The following is a 19428-nucleotide window of genomic DNA, read 5'->3' as shown; positions in this document are numbered from 1 at the left end:
GCAAATGACGATGTTTAGGAACTTCAAGCGTATCAGGGCGTGGGAAATCGCGCTGACCATGGCGGTCATGGCTCTGCCATTCGTTCCGGCAAGCCCCATCGCGGGCTATGGCAGCCTCGTGCGGCACGCCCAAGCCGCCGAAACAAAGAAGCTCGACACCACGCGGCTGGTCTCCATCGGCGGCGATGTGACCGAGATCGTCTACGCGCTCGGCGAGGAAAAGCGGCTGATTGCCCGCGATTCCACCAGCCTTTATCCCAAGGAAGTCACCAAACTTCCCGATGTCGGCTATATGCGCGCCCTGTCGCCGGAAGGCATCCTCGCCGTCAACCCGACGGCCATCATTGCCGTCGAGGGTTCAGGTCCGCCGGAGGCGCTGGCCGTGTTGCGCAATGCCAGCCTGCCGTTCGAAACCGTGCCGCAGACCTATGATCGCGACGGCATCCTGAAAAAGATAGAGGCCGTCGGTTCGCTGCTCGGCGTGCAGGAAAAAGCGAAGGCCCTGGAAGATAAGGTTGCCGCCGACCTCGATGCTGCGATCAACGATTCGGCCAAGCGCCCGGAGGCCGAGCGCAAGCGCGTGCTCTTCGTGCTCAGCCTCCAAAACGGCAAGATCCTCGCTTCAGGAAGCAACACGGCTGCCGATGGCATCATCAAACTTACGGGCGCGATCAATGCGATCAGCGGCTTTTCCGGCTACAAATCAGTAACGGATGAAGCGATCATCGAAGCCAAGCCCGATGTCATCCTGATCATGGATCGCGAAGGACCGCTATCGATGTCGGACGAGGACCTGCTGAAGCAGCCGGCCATTTCGCTGACGCCCGCCGCCAGCCACAAGGCGATCGTCCGCATGGACGGCCTGCATCTGCTCGGGTTCGGCCCGCGCACCGCCAGCGCCATTCGCGAGCTGAACGCAGCGATCTACGGAGGCTGACGTGGCATTCAACGATGCCATGGCAGGGCTGAAGCAGATGTCGCAGACCAAGGCACGCCGTCATAACGGGGATCGCACCGCACTTGCGATCCTCGTCATCGCCGGCCTCGTTCTGGTGTCAATGGCAGCCCTCGCCTTCTCGATCACGACCGGCGCCTCGAATGCGTCGATCATCGACGTGATCGGCAGCATGGTGAGTGGTGAGGCAGAAAGCGCGCTCAGCGTCCGCGACCGCATCGTCATTTTCGACATCCGTCTGCCCCGCGCCATTCTCGGCTTTCTGATCGGCGGTGGCTTGGCGGTTTCGGGTGCCGTCATGCAGGGCTTGTTCCGCAACCCGCTGGCCGATCCCGGCCTGATCGGCGTTTCAGCCGGCTCCAGCCTCGGTGCGGTCGCGATGATCGTGCTCGGCGGCAGCGTGCTCGCCCCGGTCGTACACCTCTTCGGCATATTCTCGCTTCCCATCGCCGCCTTTGTCGGCGGCCTGATAACGACGATCCTGCTCTACAGGATCGCCACCCGGCACGGTCAGACCTCGATCGCGACCATGCTGCTGGCCGGCATCGCGCTCGGCTCCCTCGCTCTCGCAGCCACGGGGATCCTGATTTACATGGCTGATGATCGGCAGCTGCGCGACCTGACCTTCTGGAGCATGGGATCGCTGGCAGGCTCGACTTGGAGCAAAGTCGCCGGTGCCGGCCCGATCATCATCCTTTCGCTGCTGCCCCTGCCCTTCATGGCCCGCGGTCTCAATGCGCTGACGCTCGGCGAAGCGGCAGCCTTTCACATGGGCGTCGCCGTGCAGCGGCTGAAGAACGTCGCCATCGTCAGCGTCGCCGCAGCCGTTGGCGCTTCCGTCGCCGTCAGCGGCGGCATCGGCTTCGTCGGCATCGTCGTGCCGCATATTTTGCGCATGATCATCGGGCCGGACCACCGCTTCCTGCTTCCCGCTTCGGCACTGCTCGGCGGCTCGCTTCTGGTCATTGCCGATGTCGTCGCCCGCACCATCGTTTCCCCCGCCGAACTGCCGATCGGCATCCTGACGGCCGGCGTCGGCGGCCCCTTCTTCCTGTGGATGCTGCTCAGGCAGCGCTCGCGCCTCAGCCTGTGAGCCCGCCATGATCGATGTATCCAATCTCTCCGTCCGGCTCGCGGGCAAGGCGATCGTGCAGGACGTATCCTTTGCGGCAGAAGCCGGAACGCTGACCGCGATCTGCGGACCGAACGGCTCCGGCAAGACGACCACGATGAAAGCCATTTCAGGGGAACTTGCCTATCACGGCTCGGTCCATATGAATGACGTCGAGATCAGAAGGCTGGAACCATGGCATCTGGCGGAAATGCGGGGCGTCCTGCCGCAGGCAAGCTCGATCTCCTTTCCCTTCACCGTGCGCGAAATCGTTCGCATGGGCCTGACGAGCGGGCGTAACCGGCATCAGGAACAAGCCGATCACATTGCCGCCGAGGCGCTCGCGTCTGTTGATCTTGCAGGATTCGAAGGCCGTTTCTATCAGGAGCTATCCGGTGGTGAACAACAGCGCGTCCAGCTCGCCCGCGTCGTCTGCCAGATTTCCGAGCCTGTCATCGACGGGAAGCCTTGCTGGCTACTGCTCGACGAACCCGTTTCCAGCCTCGATATCAGTCACCAGCTCACCATCATGACGCTCGCCCGGCAATTCTGCCGACGCGGAGGAGGCGTCATCGCGGTCATGCACGATCTCAACCTGACCGCGCTTTTTTCCGACCGGATGGTCCTACTGAAAGGTGGCCGCCTGCAAGCAGCAGGTTCCGTCAAGGAGGTTCTGACCGACCAGCATCTTCAGGACGTGTTCGGCTGCAATCTCCGGGTCAATCGCCTTCCCGCCAACGACGCACCCTTCGTGCTCGCCCACAGCGCGCTCATCGAGTGACGCGCGGCTGATCGCCCCTTCGGAACCTTTTGCTACACCCGCGCGTTGAGATCCAGTGATCGGAATCAACGTTCCGAAAGCAATATGGTTGGTCTGTCTGAGGACACCGAACCATCGCGAACAACAGGCGCCCATCGAGCGCCCAGGCAAAGCAAAGGGAGCTAGATATGGCTGCATCCATTTTTCATTCGGCGCGAAGCAAGCGCAATGGCAGCAATCTCCATGACGTCGAGGCAAGCATCGAGGACCAGATCGAATCGCTGCGCGAAGAAGTCGCTGCCTTTGCCAAGCTCATCGGCGAGAGCGGCGCGAAGCAAGGCAAGAAATTACGTGCGAGCGCTGAAACGGGATTCGACGACCTGACTGCCCGTGGCGAGGAACTGCTGCACGAGTTGCAACGCGGTTATACGAAAGGTTCGCGCGAGGTCCGCAGAACGGTGCGCCAGCATCCGGTCGCCACCATCGCCGCGGCTGCGACCTTCGGTCTTGCGGTTGCTCTGCTTCTGTCACGCCGCTAGGGTGGCGCGATGATCGCTCCTCTCCTTGGCCTGCTGCTGTCAGGCACATTCAATCGCACCGTTGCGCGAACCAAGCGCAACGGTATTTTTGTCGCCATAGCAACCCTTCTTCTGCTGACCGCCTATGTCTTCGCTCTCGTCGCAGCGGCCATCTGGCTTGCGACCATTTATGGCGCCGCGGTCTCCGCGCTGTTGATCGCGGCAGGCGCCCTTCTGCTGGGACTGATCGTGCTCGTCATCATGGCGATTATCGACAAGCAGGAGCAACGCCGCGCGCGCGAACGCCGGCTCGCAATGGAAACCATGGCGGCCGCAGTCATAGGGCTCGTGCGCAAGCAGCCGTTGATGACCGCAGCGGTAGCGGCCGCCCTTCTCTTCGGCAATCTGTTTGGAAAGAGCGAGGAAGACGATTGATCCGCCCGCTTCCAAATTGGGAGCGGCTCCCACTTAGACGGCAAAGCCTTGCAATTGATTGAAATGAAAAAGCCCAATCTTTCGACCGGGCTTTTTGTCAGAAGGCGAATGCCTTGGAGGTTAGCGGCGCCGAGGTGGCATCCGGGCCGAAATCGGCTTCGCCGGAAATGTCGAGCAGCTCCTGCAGGCGCTGGCGGGCGCGATTAACGCGGCTCTTGATGGTACCGACCGCGCAGCCGCAAATCTCGGCGGCTTCCTCATAGGAGAATCCGGAAGCGCCCACCAGGATGATCGCTTCGCGCTGGTCCGGCGGCAGCTGATCCAGCGCCTTACGGAAATCCTGAAGGTCGACCGCGCCATATTGCGAGGGATGCGTCGCCATCGATTCGGTGAAGATACCGTCACTGTCCTGCACTTCACGGCCGCTCTTGCGCATCTGGCTATAGAGCTCGTTGCGCAGGATGGTGAAGAGCCAGGCCTTCATATTGGTGCCCATCTCGAAGTGATCCTGCTTCGCCCAGGCCTTCATGATCGTGTCCTGGACAAGATCGTCGGCGCGATCGTGACGGCCGGTCAGCGAAATGGCAAAGGCGCGGAGGCTTGGCAGGGCCGCGAGAAGCTCGCGTTTAAAGCTCGTTTGCGTTTCCATGACGTCACCGCCTATTCGGAAACTTTTGCGGCGGCCAGGCGCTCGGCGTGATCAAGCTTCTCAAGAAGATCGAGGAACCGATCCGGAATAGCCTCATCCTGCATGGCAGAATAAAAGGAACGCAGCCTGTTGCCGATCTGGTTGTTGGGATCGAGGATATCCACTGCGCGCAGGTCCGATACTGTCTTATCTGCGTCCTCGGAATTCTGGATAGTCATCTAGCCTGCTCGCTTTTCGATTATCTCGCATTCAAGGGTGGAGCACGTTCACTGCTTCCATGCCCGGGAGACCAGTCAACTTCATTCAAAACTGTTTCTAAACGAATCGTAAAGGATGAAGTCGACTGATTGTAAGCATTGAAATGCGACTGCCTAAAAAAAGTTCCGACAAAGAGGAACTTTTTTACTGAACTGACGTTTGTTAGTCACTGCAGCCTCCGCGCTGTATTTTATTTAGAATTTGATAAAAGGCGGGAACCATTGATGACACTTTCCACACGCATCGCGCCGCATCTTCCTTATTTGCGTCGCTATTCTCGTGCTTTGACCGGAACTCAGACCTCCGGGGACGCATATGTTGCTGCGGTTTTGGAAGCCATCATCACCGACATCTCCATCTTTCCCGACACGGATAGTGACCGTGTCGCACTCTATAAACTGTTCACCAAGCTGTTCGGTTCCGTAACACTTCAGATTCCCGAGCCGACCTCACCCTTTGCCTGGGAACAGCGTGCTTCCGTCAACCTGTCCAAGGTTTCTCCACGCGCCCGCCAGGCATTTTTGCTCGGGTCCGTCGAAAGTTTCCGTCTGGACGAGATCGCCGATATTCTCGAGATCACGGAAAGCGAGGCCATGCACCTGCTCGACACCGCGTCGCAGGAGATATCGCGACAGGTGGCGACGGAAATCATGATCATCGAGGATGAGCCGCTGATCGCGATGGATATCGAGCAAATGGTCGAAAGCCTCGGCCATCGCGTCACCGGTATCGCCCGCACGCATGCCGAAGCGGTAGCGCTCTACAACGCAACAAAACCAAGAATGGTGCTTGCCGATATCCAGCTTGCCGACGGCAGCTCGGGCATCGACGCCGTCAACGATATCCTGAAGAGCGCCAGCATCCCGGTCATCTTCATCACCGCATTTCCGGAACGGCTTCTGACCGGAGAACGGCCGGAGCCGACCTTCCTTGTGACCAAGCCATTCAATCCCGACATGGTGAAGGCCCTTATCAGCCAGGCACTTTTCTTCAATGAAACCACAAGAGTGGCGGCCTGACTAGGTTGCAAAGCCTGTTGCGGAACAAAGATTACGGCCGAGCGTTGGCATTCAAAACGATCGGTTTACCGACTGTTATACCGGGCGATTTAAGAGGTCGTTCCAAAATTCTACGAGTGGAGATGCCCTGTCGGCGGGGCTCTCGAAATCCCAGTGAAAGGCAAGCCGGTGAGTACGTCTGAACCATTAGCCGGCGCGCCTTTGAGTTTGGAAGGCAAAGCCGCCCTGATGGAGCGCGCTCTTGCGAGCGCCAGCGTGTCGATTCTGTTTCAAGATCAGACCCTTTCGATACGCCATGCTGAAAATTTGCCAGATCATCTACAGCCATCCCTTATCGTTGGCGGCAATGATCTGAATTTGTTTGGCGAGAAGGATGGCGAACACCTTCTGCGCCTGAAACGCGGCGTTCTCGAGAGCGGCAAGCCGGCAACCGCCGAAGTCGAAATTCCAAGCGGCGACGGTATTCGCGTCTATGAGCTGAAAATGGAACGCGTCGGCGGCCGCAAGCCGCAGGGTGTGTTGTCCGTTATCTCCGAAATCACCGAGAGCCGTCATCGCGAGAAGGTTCTGAAGTCGCTGCTGCGCGAGTTGTCGCATCGCTCCAAGAACCTGCTGGCAATTATCCAAGGTATCGCGACGCAGACCGCGCGCCATACGCTTTCAGTCGATAATTTCTTGATCAAGTTCCGCGGACGATTGCAGTCGCTGTCGAATTCGCAGGATCTGATCACCGATTCCAGCTGGCGCGGCGCCTATCTGTTCGAACTGGCTGAGAAGCAATTTGCGCCCTATTGGCCCGATGCCGGCGTGCCGATGCCGATCTATGGCATCAACGCCCATCTGACGCCCAATGCGGCCGTGCACCTGGGGCTTGCGCTGCATGAGCTGATCGTCAATTCCGCCTCGCACGGGGCCATCTCGGCCGGCGCCACCAGCATCACCTTGAACTGCAAGGAAGCCGAACTCGACGGTAAGAAGGCGATCGAAGTCGCCTGGTCAGAACGCTTTTATGCGCCCGGCAACCATGAGTTCGAGGATAATAGCTTCAGCCGCACCGTGCTTGAGCGCGTGGTGCCGACCTCAATGAACGGCCGCGCCGACTTCGCGATGGGCGACGGCAGCATCGGCTATCGCCTCACCATCCCCGAAACCGAGTACGAGATACTGCGACGCCGCTGATGGCGATGTCGCCAACTGGAATAGGAACTGGCTGTAAATAAGAAAACAGCCAGTGCGAGGGCGGCGCACTGGCTGCTTTACACTCATCGGGAGGGGACCGTGAGTAGAGTCCGATGACGCTTTGGGCATGCATCAGGGGGATGCAATCGTCATCGCGACGACTCCTAAACGACACCGCCGGATCTTGGTTCCATCGAACCCCGAAAAATTTCATTTTTTCTTCATACAGATCGCGACGACGATCGGTGGCACCGCCAACGCGCCATGCAAATCGCACCTTCATAGAAGCGCGCTGATTTTTTCGGCCTTCCTCACCTGATAGGGAAGACCCGAATTTAGATACATAAAAACATAGAGTTAAGCCGCTTCACCGAGCTGGCAACACCGCTGATCGGCCCGGTCAAAATGTCGTTCTGAGCAAATTCGCGGGTCAAAATTTTACCGTTTGATAAATTTTTTAACCTGAGTTACCGTTCTTGTACTAGCCGTTTACTATAAGAGGGAACTTCAATGGGACGACTGGAAACTGGGATTCATAAAGGCAGGCTCACGCCGGCCGAATATGATGCAAACTTTTCCGATCTTCACCCGCGCCTCAACAAACACGAGGCGCTGGTCGCATCCGACCGATGCTATTTCTGCTACGACGCGCCGTGCATGACGGCCTGTCCCACCTCCATCGACATTCCGATGTTCATTCGCCAGATCTCGACGGGCAACCCGCTCGGCTCGGCGAAGACGATCTTCGATCAGAACATCCTCGGCGGCATGTGCGCCCGCGTCTGTCCCACCGAACAGCTCTGCGAGCAGGCTTGCGTGCGCAACACTGCCGAAGAGCGCCCGGTCGAGATCGGCCGCCTGCAGCGCTATGCGACCGATGCCGCGATGGCCGAAAACAAGCAGTTCTATTCGCGGACCGAATCCACCGGCAAGAAGATCGCCGTCATCGGCGCCGGCCCTGCCGGTCTTGCCTGTGCACACCGTCTGGCCGTCAAGGGCCATGACGTCACCATCTTCGATGCGCGCGAGAAGGCCGGCGGCCTGAACGAATACGGCATCGCCACCTACAAGGCGGTCGATGACTTCGCGCAGAAGGAAGTCGACTACGTGCTCGCCATCGGCGGCATCGAGGTGAAGAACGGCCAGGCACTCGGCCGCGATTTCAGCCTTTCCGACCTCTCTCAGCAGTATGATGCCGTCTTCCTCGGCCTCGGCCTTGCCGGCGTCAATGCGCTACGCGCCGAAGGCGAAGATCTCGATGGCGTCGCCGACGCCGTTGCCTATATCGCCGAACTGCGCCAGGCCGGCAGCAAGGCCGATATCGCCATCGGCCGCCGCGTCGTCGTCCTCGGCGGCGGCATGACCGCGATCGACGCGGCCGTGCAGGCCAAGCTGCTCGGCGCCGAAGAAGTGACGATCTGCTATCGCCGCGGCAAGGAGCATATGAACGCCTCGGAATTCGAGCAGGATCTCGCTGCCTCCAAGGGCGTCATCATCCGCCATTGGCTGGCTCCGAAGCGTATCGTCGACAAGGACGGCAAGGTCGCCGGCATCGAGGTCGAATATACAGAACTGCGCGACGGCAAGCTGACGGCCACCGGCGACGTCGGCATCATTGCTGCCGATCAGATCTTCAAGGCCATCGGCCAGACATTCGAAGCCTCAGGCCTCGGTGCCCTCCGCATGGAATCCGGCCGCATCGCCATCGACAGCGAAGGCCGGACCTCGATCGACGGCGTATGGGCCGGCGGCGACTGCGTGCTCGGCGGCGATGACCTGACGGTCTCGGCCGTAGCGCAGGGTCGCGACGCGGCTGAATCCATCAACAATGCGCTCGCTGCCGCCAAGTCGGCCGCTGCAGTCGCCTGAAAGGAGAACCGACATGGCTGATCTCCGCAATAACTTCATCGGCATCAAATCGCCGAACCCGTTCTGGCTTGCCTCCGCGCCGCCAACCGACAAGGCCTACAACGTTGAGCGCGCCTTCAAGGCGGGCTGGGGCGGCGTCGTCTGGAAGACGCTCGGCGAGGAAGGCCCGCCGGTCGTCAACGTCAACGGCCCGCGTTACGGCGCGATCTGGGGTGCCGACCGTCGCCTGCTCGGCCTCAACAATATCGAGCTGATCACCGACCGCGACCTCTACACCAACCTGCGCGAAATGAAGCAGGTGAAGATGAACTGGCCGGATCGCGCGCTCATCGCCTCGATCATGGTGCCGTGCGAGGAAGAGTCCTGGAAAGCCATTCTGCCGCTGGTCGAGGAAACCGGAGCTGACGGTATCGAGCTCAACTTCGGCTGTCCCCACGGCATGTCTGAGCGCGGCATGGGTGCCGCGGTCGGGCAGGTGCCGGAATATATCGAAATGGTCGTGCGCTGGTGCAAACAATACACCCGCATGCCCGTCATCACCAAGCTGACGCCCAACATCACCGATATCCGCAAGCCCGCCCGCGCCGCCAAGGCGGGCGGCACCGACGCCGTATCGCTGATCAACACCATCAACTCGATCGTGTCCGTCGACCTCGACAGCTTCGCCCCGAACCCGACGGTCGGCGGCAAGGGTAGCCATGGCGGCTATTGCGGCCCCGCCGTCAAGCCGATCGCGCTCAACATGGTGGCCGAGATCGCCCGCGATCCCGAGACCTACGGGCTGCCGATATCGGGCATCGGCGGCGTCACGACATGGCGTGACGCGGCGGAATTCCTCGCACTCGGCGCCGGCAACGTGCAGGTCTGCACCGCCGCGATGACCTATGGCTTCAAGATCGTCGAGGAGATGATCTCAGGCCTTTCCGACTGGATGGACGAAAAGGGGCACCGCAGCCTGGACGACATCATCGCCCGGGCTGTGCCGAACGTCTCGGATTGGCAGTATCTCAACCTCAACTACATCGCCAAGGCGAAGATCGATCAGGACGCCTGCATCAAGTGCGGCCGTTGCTACATTGCCTGCGAAGACACCTCGCATCAGGCAATCACCAACATGGTCGACGGCGCCAGACACTTTGAGGTCATGGACGAGGAATGCGTCGGCTGCAATCTCTGCGTCAGCGTCTGTCCCGTCGAGAACTGCATCACCATGGAAGAACTGCCGGCAGGCAACCTCGACAAGCGCACCGGCAAGATCGTCGACCCGAACTACGCCAACTGGACGACCCATCCGAACAATCCGATGGCTCGACAGGCGGCCGAATAGCGACTGGCGCAGGCGCCCCTGCTATCGTGTTGAAATTCGGTCAATATCGGTGAAATGGCGCGACCCTAGGCGGGGTTGCGCCGCAGCCACCACCAGCCACGAATGCCTGCGGTAGCCAGCAACATGTATAGGATAGCGAGCGCAGAGCCCAATATGGGGAAAAGCAGAACGTTTACCGCCAAATTGATCAGATATAGAGGCATGACGATCGGGATAACGCGGAAAGCGCCGGCTCGGATGCGCCAACCGACGGTGGCGATAAATAGACCAAGCGCAACAGTCAGGAGTGGGGTTATCGGACCGTTGTCCCAAGAGCCATTGGCAAGGACCAGAGCGGTCGTGGAAAGTCCAGCGAGGAAGATCGGCAGTCCGCTCATTCTTGCAGCGTAAATCGCACTTTCTTGGTCAGATATTTTGATCCAATACCACCGCTGATCTTCTTTTTTTACCACCCTTCAACACCACCCATTCATCGCACTGACCTTACCGGGCCATCGCATAGATTGTGCGTGTCGTAAACGCTCGTTCTCAAAGAAGCACTTTCGATCGGACAAATTCCACCCATATGGTAACCGAATAAATCAATCGGCTACGATCGGCGGATGCCGAGACCATCGACGAAGAGCTGCTCCAGATAGCGCGCGGCGTCTTCGAAGCGCCCCTCGCCCGCATGCTCTTGACCCAGAACGGCGCGCACCTGCACGTCAAAGTCGGCATAATGCTGCGTCGTGGACCAGATCGAGAAGATCAGGTGATAAGGGTCGCATTTGGTGATCTTGCCGGTCGCTGCCCAGGCGCGGATGACCTCGGCCTTCTCGTCGACAAGAGCCTTCAAGGGTCCGCGCAGCTCGTCTTCCACATGCGGCGCGCCCTGCAGCATCTCATTGGCAAAAAGCCGGCTTTCGCGCGGGAAATCGCGCGCCATTTCGAGCTTTCGTCGGATGTAGGAGCGGATTTCGCTCTCAGGATTGCCGTTGGCGTCGAAGGCCCTTAGCGGCTCCAGCCAGGTAAACAGCACCCGGTCGATCAGTGCCCGATGTATTGCCTCCTTGGTGCGGAAATAATAGAGCAGATTCGGCTTCGACATGCCCGCGACTTCGGCGATCTGGTCGATGGTCGTGCCGCGGAAGCCGTTTACCGAGAATACGTCAAGCGCAGCCTCGAGTATGATTTCCTCTTTCTCTTCCTGGATTCGGGTGCGGCGCTGGGTCTTGGCGGCTCTGGGGATGGCCATGTGTGCTCTGTTTCTCCTTGAAATCCAAGCCTTTCGGCCGGGCTCTCATTCACCCTGTCAGTGCATCTAATTTAGGCAATCGCCTGAAATTTTATCGGAAATTTTCGTGCTTTTCGTCTTGAGCCGCGCCACGGAAGTTGTAATGTTTACCAACCGGTCAAATTATCCGTCAGATGTTTCTTAAACGCAACTGACGATTTTCCGGGCGAGAAAAACAAGACGCCGCTCCGGGATTTGGAATAAGACCAACGGGAACATTAGAGCATGCGCCTTGCATGCTCAGGACAAACAGGTGAGGATTGCATCATGGTGGCAGCGCCAGGAGAAAACATGCGTATCAATGGCGACCGCCTTTGGGATATGCTGATGGACATGGCGAAAATCGGCCCCGGCATTGCCGGCGGCAACAATCGTCAAACGCTGACCGATGCCGACGCTGAAGGACGCAGCCTTTTCAAAACCTGGTGCGACAAGGCCGGGATGACCGTTGGCGTCGACAGGATGGGTACGATGTTCGCGACCCGCGCCGGCACCGACCCGAATGCACTGCCCGTCTATGTCGGCTCGCATCTCGACACCCAGCCGACCGGCGGCAAGTATGACGGCGTCCTCGGCGTGCTCGCCGCCCTCGAAGTCGTCCGCACGATGAACGACCTCGGCATCAAGACCAAGCATCCGATCGTGGTCACCAACTGGGCCAACGAGGAAGGCGCGCGCTTCGCACCGGCCATGCTGGCCTCGGGCGTGTTTGCCGGCATGCACACGCTTGATTATGCCTATGGTCGCAAGGATCCGGAAGGCAAGACCTATGGCGACGAGCTGAAGCGCATCGGCTGGCTCGGCGATGAAGAGGTCGGCGCCCGCAAGATGCACGCCTATTTCGAATATCACATCGAGCAGGGTCCGATCCTCGAAGCTGAGAACAAGACCATCGGCGTCGTCACGCACTGTCAGGGCCTGTGGTGGCTGGAATTCACGCTGACCGGCAAGGAAGCCCATACCGGCTCGACGCCGATGGCCATGCGCGTCAATGCCGGCCTTGCCATGTCGCGCATCGTCGAGATGGTGCAGAGCGTGGCGATGGAAAACCAGCCCGGCGCCGTTGCCGGCGTCGGTCAGGCCTTCTTCTCGCCGAACTCGCGCAACGTCCTGCCCGGCAAGGTGGTCTTTACGGTCGACTTGCGCACGCCCGACAAGGAAAAGCTCGATCGCATGCGCGCCAAGATCGAAACCGAGGGCAAGAAGATCGCCGAAGCCCTTGGCGTCGGCTGCTCGGTGGAAGCCATCGGCCATTTCGAGCCGGTGACCTTTGATCCGAAGCTCGTTACCTCAGTGCGCAATGCAGCCGAGAAGCTCGGCTACAGCCACATGAATATCATCTCCGGCGCAGGTCACGATGCCTGCTGGGCCGCCAAGGTCGCCCCCGCCACGATGGTCATGTGCCCCTGCGTCGGCGGCCTCTCGCACAACGAAGCCGAAGAAATCTCCAAGGAATGGGCTGCCGCCGGCGCGGATGTGCTGTTCCACGCAGTCGTCGAGACGGCGGAGATCGTGGCCTGACGGCCACGATTCCCAACATCGGAACTTCACACATCTGGAGCATGCGCCATGAGCACAGTCATTAAGGGTGGAACCATCGTCACGGCCGACCTGACCTATAAGGCGGACGTCAAGGTCGAAGGCGGCAAGATCGTCGAAATCGGCCAGAATCTCACGGGCAACGAAGTGCTGGATGCCTCCGGCTGCTACGTCATGCCCGGCGGCATCGATCCGCACACGCATCTCGAAATGCCGTTCATGGGGACCTACTCTTCCGACGATTTCGAAAGCGGTACGCGCGCGGCCCTTGCCGGTGGCACGACGATGGTCGTCGACTTCGCCCTCCCCTCGCCCGGCCAGTCGCTGCTCGAGGCGCTGACCATGTGGGACAACAAGTCGACCCGCGCGAATTGCGACTATTCCTTCCACATGGCTATCACCTGGTGGGGAGAACAGGTCTTCAACGAAATGGAAGCCGTCGTCCGCGACAAGGGCATCAACACCTTCAAGCACTTCATGGCCTACAAAGGCGCACTGATGGTGGATGACGACGAGATGTTCTCTTCCTTCCAGCGCTGTGCCGAACTTGGTGCGCTGCCGCTCGTCCATGCGGAAAACGGCGACGTGGTCGCGCAGATGCAGGCAAAGCTGTTGGCTGAAGGCAATAATGGGCCGGAAGCGCATGCCTACTCCCGCCCGGCGGAGGTCGAGGGCGAGGCAACGAACCGCGCCATCATGATCGCCGACATGGCAGGCTCGCCGGTCTACATCGTCCATACCTCCTGCGAGCAGGCCCATGAAGCCATCCGCCGCGCCCGCCAGAAGGGCATGCGCGTCTATGGCGAACCGCTGATTCAGCATCTGACGCTGGACGAAAGCGAATATTCCAACCCGGATTGGGATCATGCCGCCCGCCGCGTCATGTCGCCGCCCTTCCGCAACAAGCAGCATCAGGACAGCCTCTGGGCCGGTCTTGCTTCCGGCTCGCTGCAGGTGGTCGCGACCGACCATTGTGCGTTTACGACCGAGCAGAAGCGCTTCGGCGTCAACGATTTCACCAAGATCCCGAACGGCACCGGTGGCCTGGAAGACCGCATGCCGATGCTCTGGACCTATGGCGTCAACACCGGCCGACTGACGATGAACGAATTCGTCGCCGCCACCTCCACCAACATCGCCAAGATCCTCAACATCTATCCGAAGAAGGGCGCGATCCTCGTCGGCGCCGATGCCGATATCGTTGTCTGGGATCCGAAACGGTCGAAGACCATCGCCGCCAAGACCCAGCAATCGGCGATCGACTACAACGTCTTCGAAGGCAAGGAAGTGACCGGCCTGCCGCGCTACACGCTGACGCGCGGCGTCGTCGCCATCGAGGAAGGCACGGTCAAGACGAAGGAAGGCCATGGCGAGTTCGTTAGGCGCGATCCCTTCACTGCAGCCAACCGGGCGCTTTCGACCTGGAAGGAAGTCACCGCGCCGCGCAAGGTTCAGCGCAGCGGCATCCCCGCCAGCGGGGTTTGACGCTTGGGCACAGCGCTTCGGCTCATCCGCCGCTCAGCGCGGCACATACCGCTCCAGATCCGGCAGCAGGACCACGCTTTCCTGCTCGTTCGGATCGGTGCGGGCGATGACAGCTGTCGCCGGCCGGTCGCTGAGATTCGCAGGAAGATGCGGAACGCCGGCCGGAATATAGAACATCTCGCCCTCGCGCACGATGACATGCTCTTCCAACATATCTCCGAACCAGCAATGCGTCTCACCGGAAATCGCATAGATCGCGGTCTCATGCGAGGCGTGAAGATGCGCCTTGGCGCGAGCGCCCGGCGGGATCGTCAACAGATGCATGCAGATCCCCGTCGAGCCCACTGTCTCGGCGGCGATTCCTCCAAAATAATTGAGGCCCTGTTTTCCGGCATAGCTACCGCCGGGCCGCACGACACGGCAGGTGGGCTTCGATGACACACTCATGGCATTACTCCCCTGGATCCAGCAGCCGCAAGGCACCCTCGCCAATCCAGGCTGCAGCAATGCCAGACACGATAACACGCAATCCGCCCCGACCGAGCGGCGAAAACAGGACTGGTAGGTGTTAATGACGTCATCCGCTTCTTCCGTCGTCTCCGCGCGGAATCTCTGTCTCACCTACGATACGAACGACGGGCCGGTGCACGCACTGAGCAACGTCGATCTCGATGTTCGAAAGGGCGACTTCGTCTCCTTCATCGGTCCATCCGGCTGTGGCAAGACCACCTTCCTGCGTGTCATCGCCGATCTCGAGCGCAAAAGCTCCGGCGATATCACCGTCAACGGCATGTCGCCGGAGGATGCCCGCAAGGCGCGCGCCTATGGCTATGTCTTCCAGGCCGCCGCCCTTTATCCCTGGCGCACCATCGAAAAGAACATCGCCCTACCTCTTGAAATCATGGGCTATGACAAGGCGGAACAGGCCAAGCGCATCGCCCAGACGCTGGAACTCGTCAATCTCAGCGGTTTCGAGAAGAAATTCCCCTGGCAGCTTTCCGGCGGCATGCAGCAGCGTGCTTCGATCGCGCGCGCACTGGCCTTCGACGCCGATCTCCTGCTGATGGACGAGCCCTTCGGCGCACTCGACGAGATCGTCCGCGACCACCTCAACGAACAACTCCTGAAGCTGTGGAAGCGGACGAACAAGACGATATGCTTCGTCACCCATTCCATTCCGGAAGCGGTCTATCTCTCCACCAAGATCGTCGTCATGTCGCCTCGCCCGGGCCGCGTTACCGACATTATCGAATCGACGTTGCCGACGGAGCGGCCGCTCGGCATTCGCGAAACGCCCGAATTCCTGGAAATCGCCCATCGCGTCCGCGAAGGTCTGCGGGCCGGACATAGCTACGAGGAATAGGATCGCCATGAACCCGCAATTCCTTCTTTGGCTTGCCGGCGCGATGGCGATCTTCATCAGCGGAGCGACCGCTTCCCGCGCCTATGTCGCCAGCAACAACATACTGATCCTCATCCTGTCGCTCGTCCTCTATTGCGTCGGCAATCTGATGATGGTGCGGCTCATGCGCGAAGGGGGCTTGGGCCTGGCGATTTCAGCCTCTGCCATCACCCAGCTCGTCGTCATCAACATCATCGCCTTCATCGTCTTCGGCGAGCGCCTGAGCGTACCGCAGCTCACAGGCGTCGGCCTCGGTGTCATCGCCATGGCGCTGATGCTGCTCCCGGCGCAAAAAGGAGCATGAGGATGGAGAAGGAGCAATTCTTCAAACACAAGTTCCTGCCGGTCGGAACCATCGTCTTTGCGATCCTGGTCCTCTGGTATGTCTTCGCCGTCGTCCTCAACGCGCCGTTCCAGCGCGATCTTGATCGCCGCGCCAACGTCAACTCGACGACGATGGAATTCATCGGCAAGACGCTGGCCCAGCCGAAGCCGATCCTGCCCGCACCCCATCAAGTGGCGCAGAACGTCTTCGAAAATACCTTCCTTCGCGCTCCGACGAGCAACCGCAGCCTCGTCTACAATGCCTGGGTCACACTGTCCTCCACCGCCGTCGGCTTCGCTTTCGGAACCGTTCTCGGCATCTTGATCGCGGTCGGCATCGTCCATGTCGTCGCGCTGGACCGCAGCCTCATGCCCTGGATCATCGCATCGCAGACGGTGCCGATCCTCGCGATAGCACCGATGGTGATCGTCGTGCTCGCGGCTGTGGATATCACCGGCCTCATTCCGAAGGCGCTGATCTCGACATATCTATCCTTCTTCCCGGTCGCAGTCGGCATGGTGAAAGGGCTGCGCTCGCCGGAAGTCATGCATCTCGACCTGATGCGGACCTACAATGCCAGCGCTTCGCAGACTTTCTGGAAACTGCGCGTGCCGGCCTCCATACCGTTCCTCTTCACTTCGATGAAGGTAGCGATAGCGGCAAGTCTTGTCGGCGCCATCGTTGCCGAGCTTCCAACGGGTGCCGTCGCCGGCATCGGTGCAAAGCTGCTGGCCGGCTCCTACTACAGCCAGACGATCGATATATGGGCTGCTCTTGTCGCAGGCTCGGTTCTGGCGGCGATCCTCGTCGCCATCGTCAGCGTCGCGGCCCGCATCGTCGATCGCTCGATGGGAGGGAGAACGGCATGAAGCAGTTTCATTTCTCCTGGCAGGGCGTGGTCTGTCTTCTTCTCTGTCTCGCCGCGATCCCTGCTTTGCCGTTGCTTGCGGCAGATGCAGCAGCGCCGGTCAGCAGCGGAACGACCTTCGTCATCTTCATTCTGATTGCCGCGGCCGCGCTTATTTCCTTCACGAAGCTGTCCGAGACCCTTTGCGCTGCAATTCTCTTCTTCGCAGCCCATGCCGCCGCGTGGCTGCTGCTGGCGGGAATCTCGGGCAATGAAGGCAAGGCGCAGGCTTCCTTCTTTCTTCTGATCGCCGCCGCCTGGCTGCTTGCCTGGCGCTGCGTCTCCATCCTGTCGACCATTCGGTCGCGCTCGGCAGCCGGCAGCTATACGCTGCGGTTGCTGATCCCGGCGATTTTCGGCGCGTGGATCCTGATCATCTGGGAAGCGGCCACGCGCGGGGCCGGCATTCCCTTCATCCTGCTGCCGCCGCCAAGCGCCATCGGAACTCGGCTCGCCGGTTCCGTATCGACGCTGTGGACGGATGTTCAGCAGACGATCTTCAAATCGGTGCTGATCGGCTACATCATCGGTTGCGCCAGCGGCTTCGTCGTCGCCATCCTTGCGGATCGCGTCGCCTTCTTGCGCCGCGGCTTGTTGCCCATCGGCAATCTCGTCTCCGCCTTGCCGATCATCGGCGTCGCGCCGATCATGGTCATGTGGTTCGGTTTCGATTGGGAATCCAAAGCCGCCGTCGTCATCATCATGACCTTCTTCCCCATGCTGGTGAACACGGTGGCCGGACTTGCCGCCTCCGGCAACATGGAGCGCGACCTGATGCGCACCTATGCATCGAGCTACTGGCAGACGCTGTTCAAGCTGCGCCTGCCCGCTGCCGCCCCCTTTATTTTCAATGCGCTGAAGATCAACTCGACCTTGGCTCTTATCGGTGCCATCGTGGCGGAATTCTTCGGCACACCCATGTCGGGCATGGGCTTTCGCATCTCGACCGAAATCGGCCGGATGAATGTCGACATGGTTTGGGCCGAGATCGCGGTTGCCGCGGTCGCAGGCTCCGTCTTCTACGGTATCGTCGCCATTATCGAGAGAATGACGACGTTCTGGCATCCGTCTATCCGCGGTGGGCAGACGTAATCCGGGGTCTCCTCAAGGGATCAAGGCATAACTTCAGAGGGAAAAAAGGGTGAAGACATGAAAAAAATAATGCTCGCATTGATGGCAAGTGCAATGACGCTGGCGGCCGCCCAGACCGCAATGGCCGCCGACAAGATAACGCTGCAGCTGAAATGGGTGGCCCAGGGCCAGTTCGGCGGCTACTTCGTCGCCAAGGGCAAGGGCTTCTACAAGGAGGAAGGCCTCGACGTCGAGATCAAGCCGGGCGGCCCGGATATCGCTCCTGAGCAGGTCATCGCCGGTGGCGGCGCCGATGTCATCGTCGACTGGATGGGCGGTGCGCTCGTTGCCCGCGAAAAGGGTGTGCCGCTGATCAACATCGCCCAGCCCTTCGAAAAGTCCGGCCTGGAGCTGATCTGCCCGAAGGATGGCCCGATCAAGACGGAGAAGGATTTCAAGGGCCACACGCTCGGCGTCTGGTTCTATGGCAACGAATATCCCTTCTTCGCCTGGATGCACAAACTCGGCCTGAAGACCGATGGTGGCAAGGACGGCGTCAACGTACTGAAGCAGAGCTTCGACGTGCAGCCGCTCGTCCAGAAGCAGGCCGACTGCATCTCCGTCATGACCTATAATGAATACTGGCAGGCGCTGGATGCCGGCTTCAAGGCTGAAGATCTCACCGTCTTCAACTACACCAAGCTCGGCAACGACCTTCTGGAAGACGGTCTCTACGTCAAGGAAGACAAGTTGAAGGATGCGAAGTTCAAGGCCGATATGGTGAAGTTCGTCCGCGCTTCGATGAAGGGCTGGAAATATGCCGTCGAGCATCCGGACGAAGCCGCCGAAATGGTCATGGACAATGGCGGTCAGGACGAGAACCATCAGAAGCGCATGACGGCCGAAGTCGCCAAGCTGATCGGCAGCGGCAAGCTCGACATGAAGACTTATGATCGTACGGTCGAAGCCTTGCTCGATCAGAAGATCATCAACAAGAAGCCGACCGGTGCCTATACGCACGAGATCACGGACGCAGCTCTGAAATAGTTCTTTCTATCTGCAGCAATGGAAACGCGCTGGATTCATCCCCCGCGCGTTTTTTTTCATTTTGTAACAGCGGCAACAAAAAGCTGGCTTTGCCGCAACATTTGCCTAAAAACCAGTCACCATCAACTATTCGAGTTCCGACATCACAATGCCGTGATTGCTTCGCATGGTTGTTAGCGATAGAAATACCCGCGAAATCATTTTCTCGTGATCTTGCGGAATTTGAAATCCGCTCCCATTTACAGGGCGTTTTTAAGATGAGGGACCTGCAGGGCATGACAGACGGATGTTGATCCGCC

Annotated in this window: 21 protein-coding genes; 16 read left to right on the top strand and 5 right to left on the bottom strand. The window is 59.8% G+C overall.

Annotated elements, in window-relative coordinates:
* Positions 1-4 precede the first annotated feature (4 nt).
* The 5 genes from GGD46_RS06775 (at position 5) to GGD46_RS06755 (ending at position 3779) form a co-directional block, all read left to right on the top strand.
* Complete coding sequence (locus GGD46_RS06775; RefSeq protein WP_184702955.1) at positions 5-937, top strand: hemin ABC transporter substrate-binding protein; 933 nt, start codon at positions 5-7, stop codon at positions 935-937.
* A 19-nt stretch (positions 938-956) separates the two neighbouring features.
* Positions 957-2048 (top strand): FecCD family ABC transporter permease, encoded by a 1092-nt coding sequence (locus GGD46_RS06770; protein ID WP_409527666.1) that lies wholly within the window; start codon positions 957-959, stop codon positions 2046-2048.
* Between the two features lie 7 nt (positions 2049-2055).
* On the top strand, positions 2056-2847 hold the full coding sequence (locus GGD46_RS06765) for a heme ABC transporter ATP-binding protein (protein WP_184702954.1): 792 nt from the start codon (positions 2056-2058) through the stop codon (positions 2845-2847).
* A 167-nt stretch (positions 2848-3014) separates the two neighbouring features.
* On the top strand, positions 3015-3365 hold the full coding sequence (locus GGD46_RS06760) for a YqjD family protein (RefSeq protein WP_184702953.1): 351 nt from the start codon (positions 3015-3017) through the stop codon (positions 3363-3365).
* A 9-nt stretch (positions 3366-3374) separates the two neighbouring features.
* Positions 3375-3779 (top strand): hypothetical protein, encoded by a 405-nt coding sequence (locus GGD46_RS06755; RefSeq protein ID WP_184702952.1) that lies wholly within the window; start codon positions 3375-3377, stop codon positions 3777-3779.
* Positions 3780-3876: 97 nt separating this feature from the next.
* On the opposite strand, the gene GGD46_RS06750 is transcribed toward GGD46_RS06755, so the two are convergent.
* Positions 3877-4428, bottom strand: coding sequence for an RNA polymerase sigma factor (locus GGD46_RS06750; RefSeq protein ID WP_184702951.1), 552 nt, complete (start codon positions 4426-4428; stop codon positions 3877-3879).
* A gap of 11 nt (positions 4429-4439) precedes the next feature.
* Entirely contained in the window at positions 4440-4646 is a 207-nt protein-coding gene (locus tag GGD46_RS06745) for a NepR family anti-sigma factor (RefSeq protein ID WP_184702950.1), read from the bottom strand.
* Between the two features lie 264 nt (positions 4647-4910).
* Between GGD46_RS06745 and GGD46_RS06740 the strand changes: the two genes are divergently transcribed.
* The 4 genes from GGD46_RS06740 (at position 4911) to preA (ending at position 10080) form a co-directional block, all read left to right on the top strand.
* Positions 4911-5705, top strand: a complete 795-nt coding sequence (locus GGD46_RS06740) for a response regulator (protein WP_184702949.1) — start codon at positions 4911-4913, stop codon at positions 5703-5705.
* A gap of 228 nt (positions 5706-5933) precedes the next feature.
* Positions 5934-6884: a sensor histidine kinase gene (locus GGD46_RS06735; protein WP_184703234.1), complete on the top strand. Its 951-nt coding sequence runs from the start codon at positions 5934-5936 to the stop codon at positions 6882-6884.
* A 510-nt stretch (positions 6885-7394) separates the two neighbouring features.
* Positions 7395-8753, top strand: a complete 1359-nt coding sequence (locus GGD46_RS06730; RefSeq protein ID WP_184702948.1) for an NAD(P)-dependent oxidoreductase — start codon at positions 7395-7397, stop codon at positions 8751-8753.
* A gap of 13 nt (positions 8754-8766) precedes the next feature.
* Positions 8767-10080, top strand: a complete 1314-nt coding sequence (gene preA, locus GGD46_RS06725) for an NAD-dependent dihydropyrimidine dehydrogenase subunit PreA (RefSeq protein WP_184702947.1) — start codon at positions 8767-8769, stop codon at positions 10078-10080.
* Positions 10081-10145: 65 nt separating this feature from the next.
* On the opposite strand, the gene GGD46_RS06720 is transcribed toward preA, so the two are convergent.
* Together GGD46_RS06720 and GGD46_RS06715 are read right to left on the bottom strand one after the other, a co-directional pair.
* A complete protein-coding gene (locus tag GGD46_RS06720) occupies positions 10146-10457 on the bottom strand; it encodes a hypothetical protein (RefSeq protein WP_184702946.1) in 312 nt (103 codons plus the stop codon).
* A gap of 212 nt (positions 10458-10669) precedes the next feature.
* Entirely contained in the window at positions 10670-11314 is a 645-nt protein-coding gene (locus GGD46_RS06715) for a TetR family transcriptional regulator C-terminal domain-containing protein (RefSeq protein ID WP_184702945.1), read from the bottom strand.
* A 306-nt stretch (positions 11315-11620) separates the two neighbouring features.
* Between GGD46_RS06715 and GGD46_RS06710 the strand changes: the two genes are divergently transcribed.
* Both GGD46_RS06710 and hydA read left to right on the top strand, forming a co-directional pair.
* A complete protein-coding gene (locus GGD46_RS06710) occupies positions 11621-12874 on the top strand; it encodes a Zn-dependent hydrolase (protein ID WP_184702944.1) in 1254 nt (417 codons plus the stop codon).
* Positions 12875-12922: 48 nt separating this feature from the next.
* On the top strand, positions 12923-14377 hold the full coding sequence (gene hydA, locus GGD46_RS06705; protein ID WP_184702943.1) for a dihydropyrimidinase: 1455 nt from the start codon (positions 12923-12925) through the stop codon (positions 14375-14377).
* Positions 14378-14410: 33 nt separating this feature from the next.
* Here the strand turns inward: hydA and GGD46_RS06700 are convergent, their stop codons facing one another.
* Positions 14411-14824 carry a cupin domain-containing protein gene (locus GGD46_RS06700; RefSeq protein ID WP_184702942.1) on the bottom strand — a complete coding sequence of 138 codons (414 nt, stop codon included), beginning with the start codon at positions 14822-14824 and terminating at the stop codon, positions 14411-14413.
* 124 nt (positions 14825-14948) lie between these two features.
* Between GGD46_RS06700 and GGD46_RS06695 the strand changes: the two genes are divergently transcribed.
* From GGD46_RS06695 to GGD46_RS06675, 5 genes are read left to right on the top strand one after another with little or no spacing between them, the layout of a single operon-like run.
* Positions 14949-15740, top strand: a complete 792-nt coding sequence (locus GGD46_RS06695; RefSeq protein WP_184702941.1) for an ABC transporter ATP-binding protein — start codon at positions 14949-14951, stop codon at positions 15738-15740.
* A 7-nt stretch (positions 15741-15747) separates the two neighbouring features.
* Positions 15748-16083: a hypothetical protein gene (locus GGD46_RS06690; RefSeq protein ID WP_184702940.1), complete on the top strand. Its 336-nt coding sequence runs from the start codon at positions 15748-15750 to the stop codon at positions 16081-16083.
* A gap of 2 nt (positions 16084-16085) precedes the next feature.
* A complete protein-coding gene (locus GGD46_RS06685; RefSeq protein ID WP_184702939.1) occupies positions 16086-16973 on the top strand; it encodes an ABC transporter permease in 888 nt (295 codons plus the stop codon).
* Positions 16970-18103 carry an ABC transporter permease gene (locus GGD46_RS06680; protein ID WP_184702938.1) on the top strand — a complete coding sequence of 378 codons (1134 nt, stop codon included), beginning with the start codon at positions 16970-16972 and terminating at the stop codon, positions 18101-18103. The genes GGD46_RS06685 and GGD46_RS06680 overlap by 4 nt, the downstream gene beginning before the upstream one ends.
* A gap of 57 nt (positions 18104-18160) precedes the next feature.
* Entirely contained in the window at positions 18161-19129 is a 969-nt protein-coding gene (locus GGD46_RS06675; RefSeq protein WP_184702937.1) for an ABC transporter substrate-binding protein, read from the top strand.
* Positions 19130-19428: the final 299 nt, after the last annotated feature.

It is taken from the genome of Martinezella lusitana (genome assembly GCF_014207095.1).
GTDB classification, from domain to species: Bacteria; Pseudomonadota; Alphaproteobacteria; order Rhizobiales; family Rhizobiaceae; genus Rhizobium; species Rhizobium lusitanum_B.
Note: the sequence above shows the minus strand (reverse complement) of the source record. Positions and strands in the feature narration are given on the sequence as shown.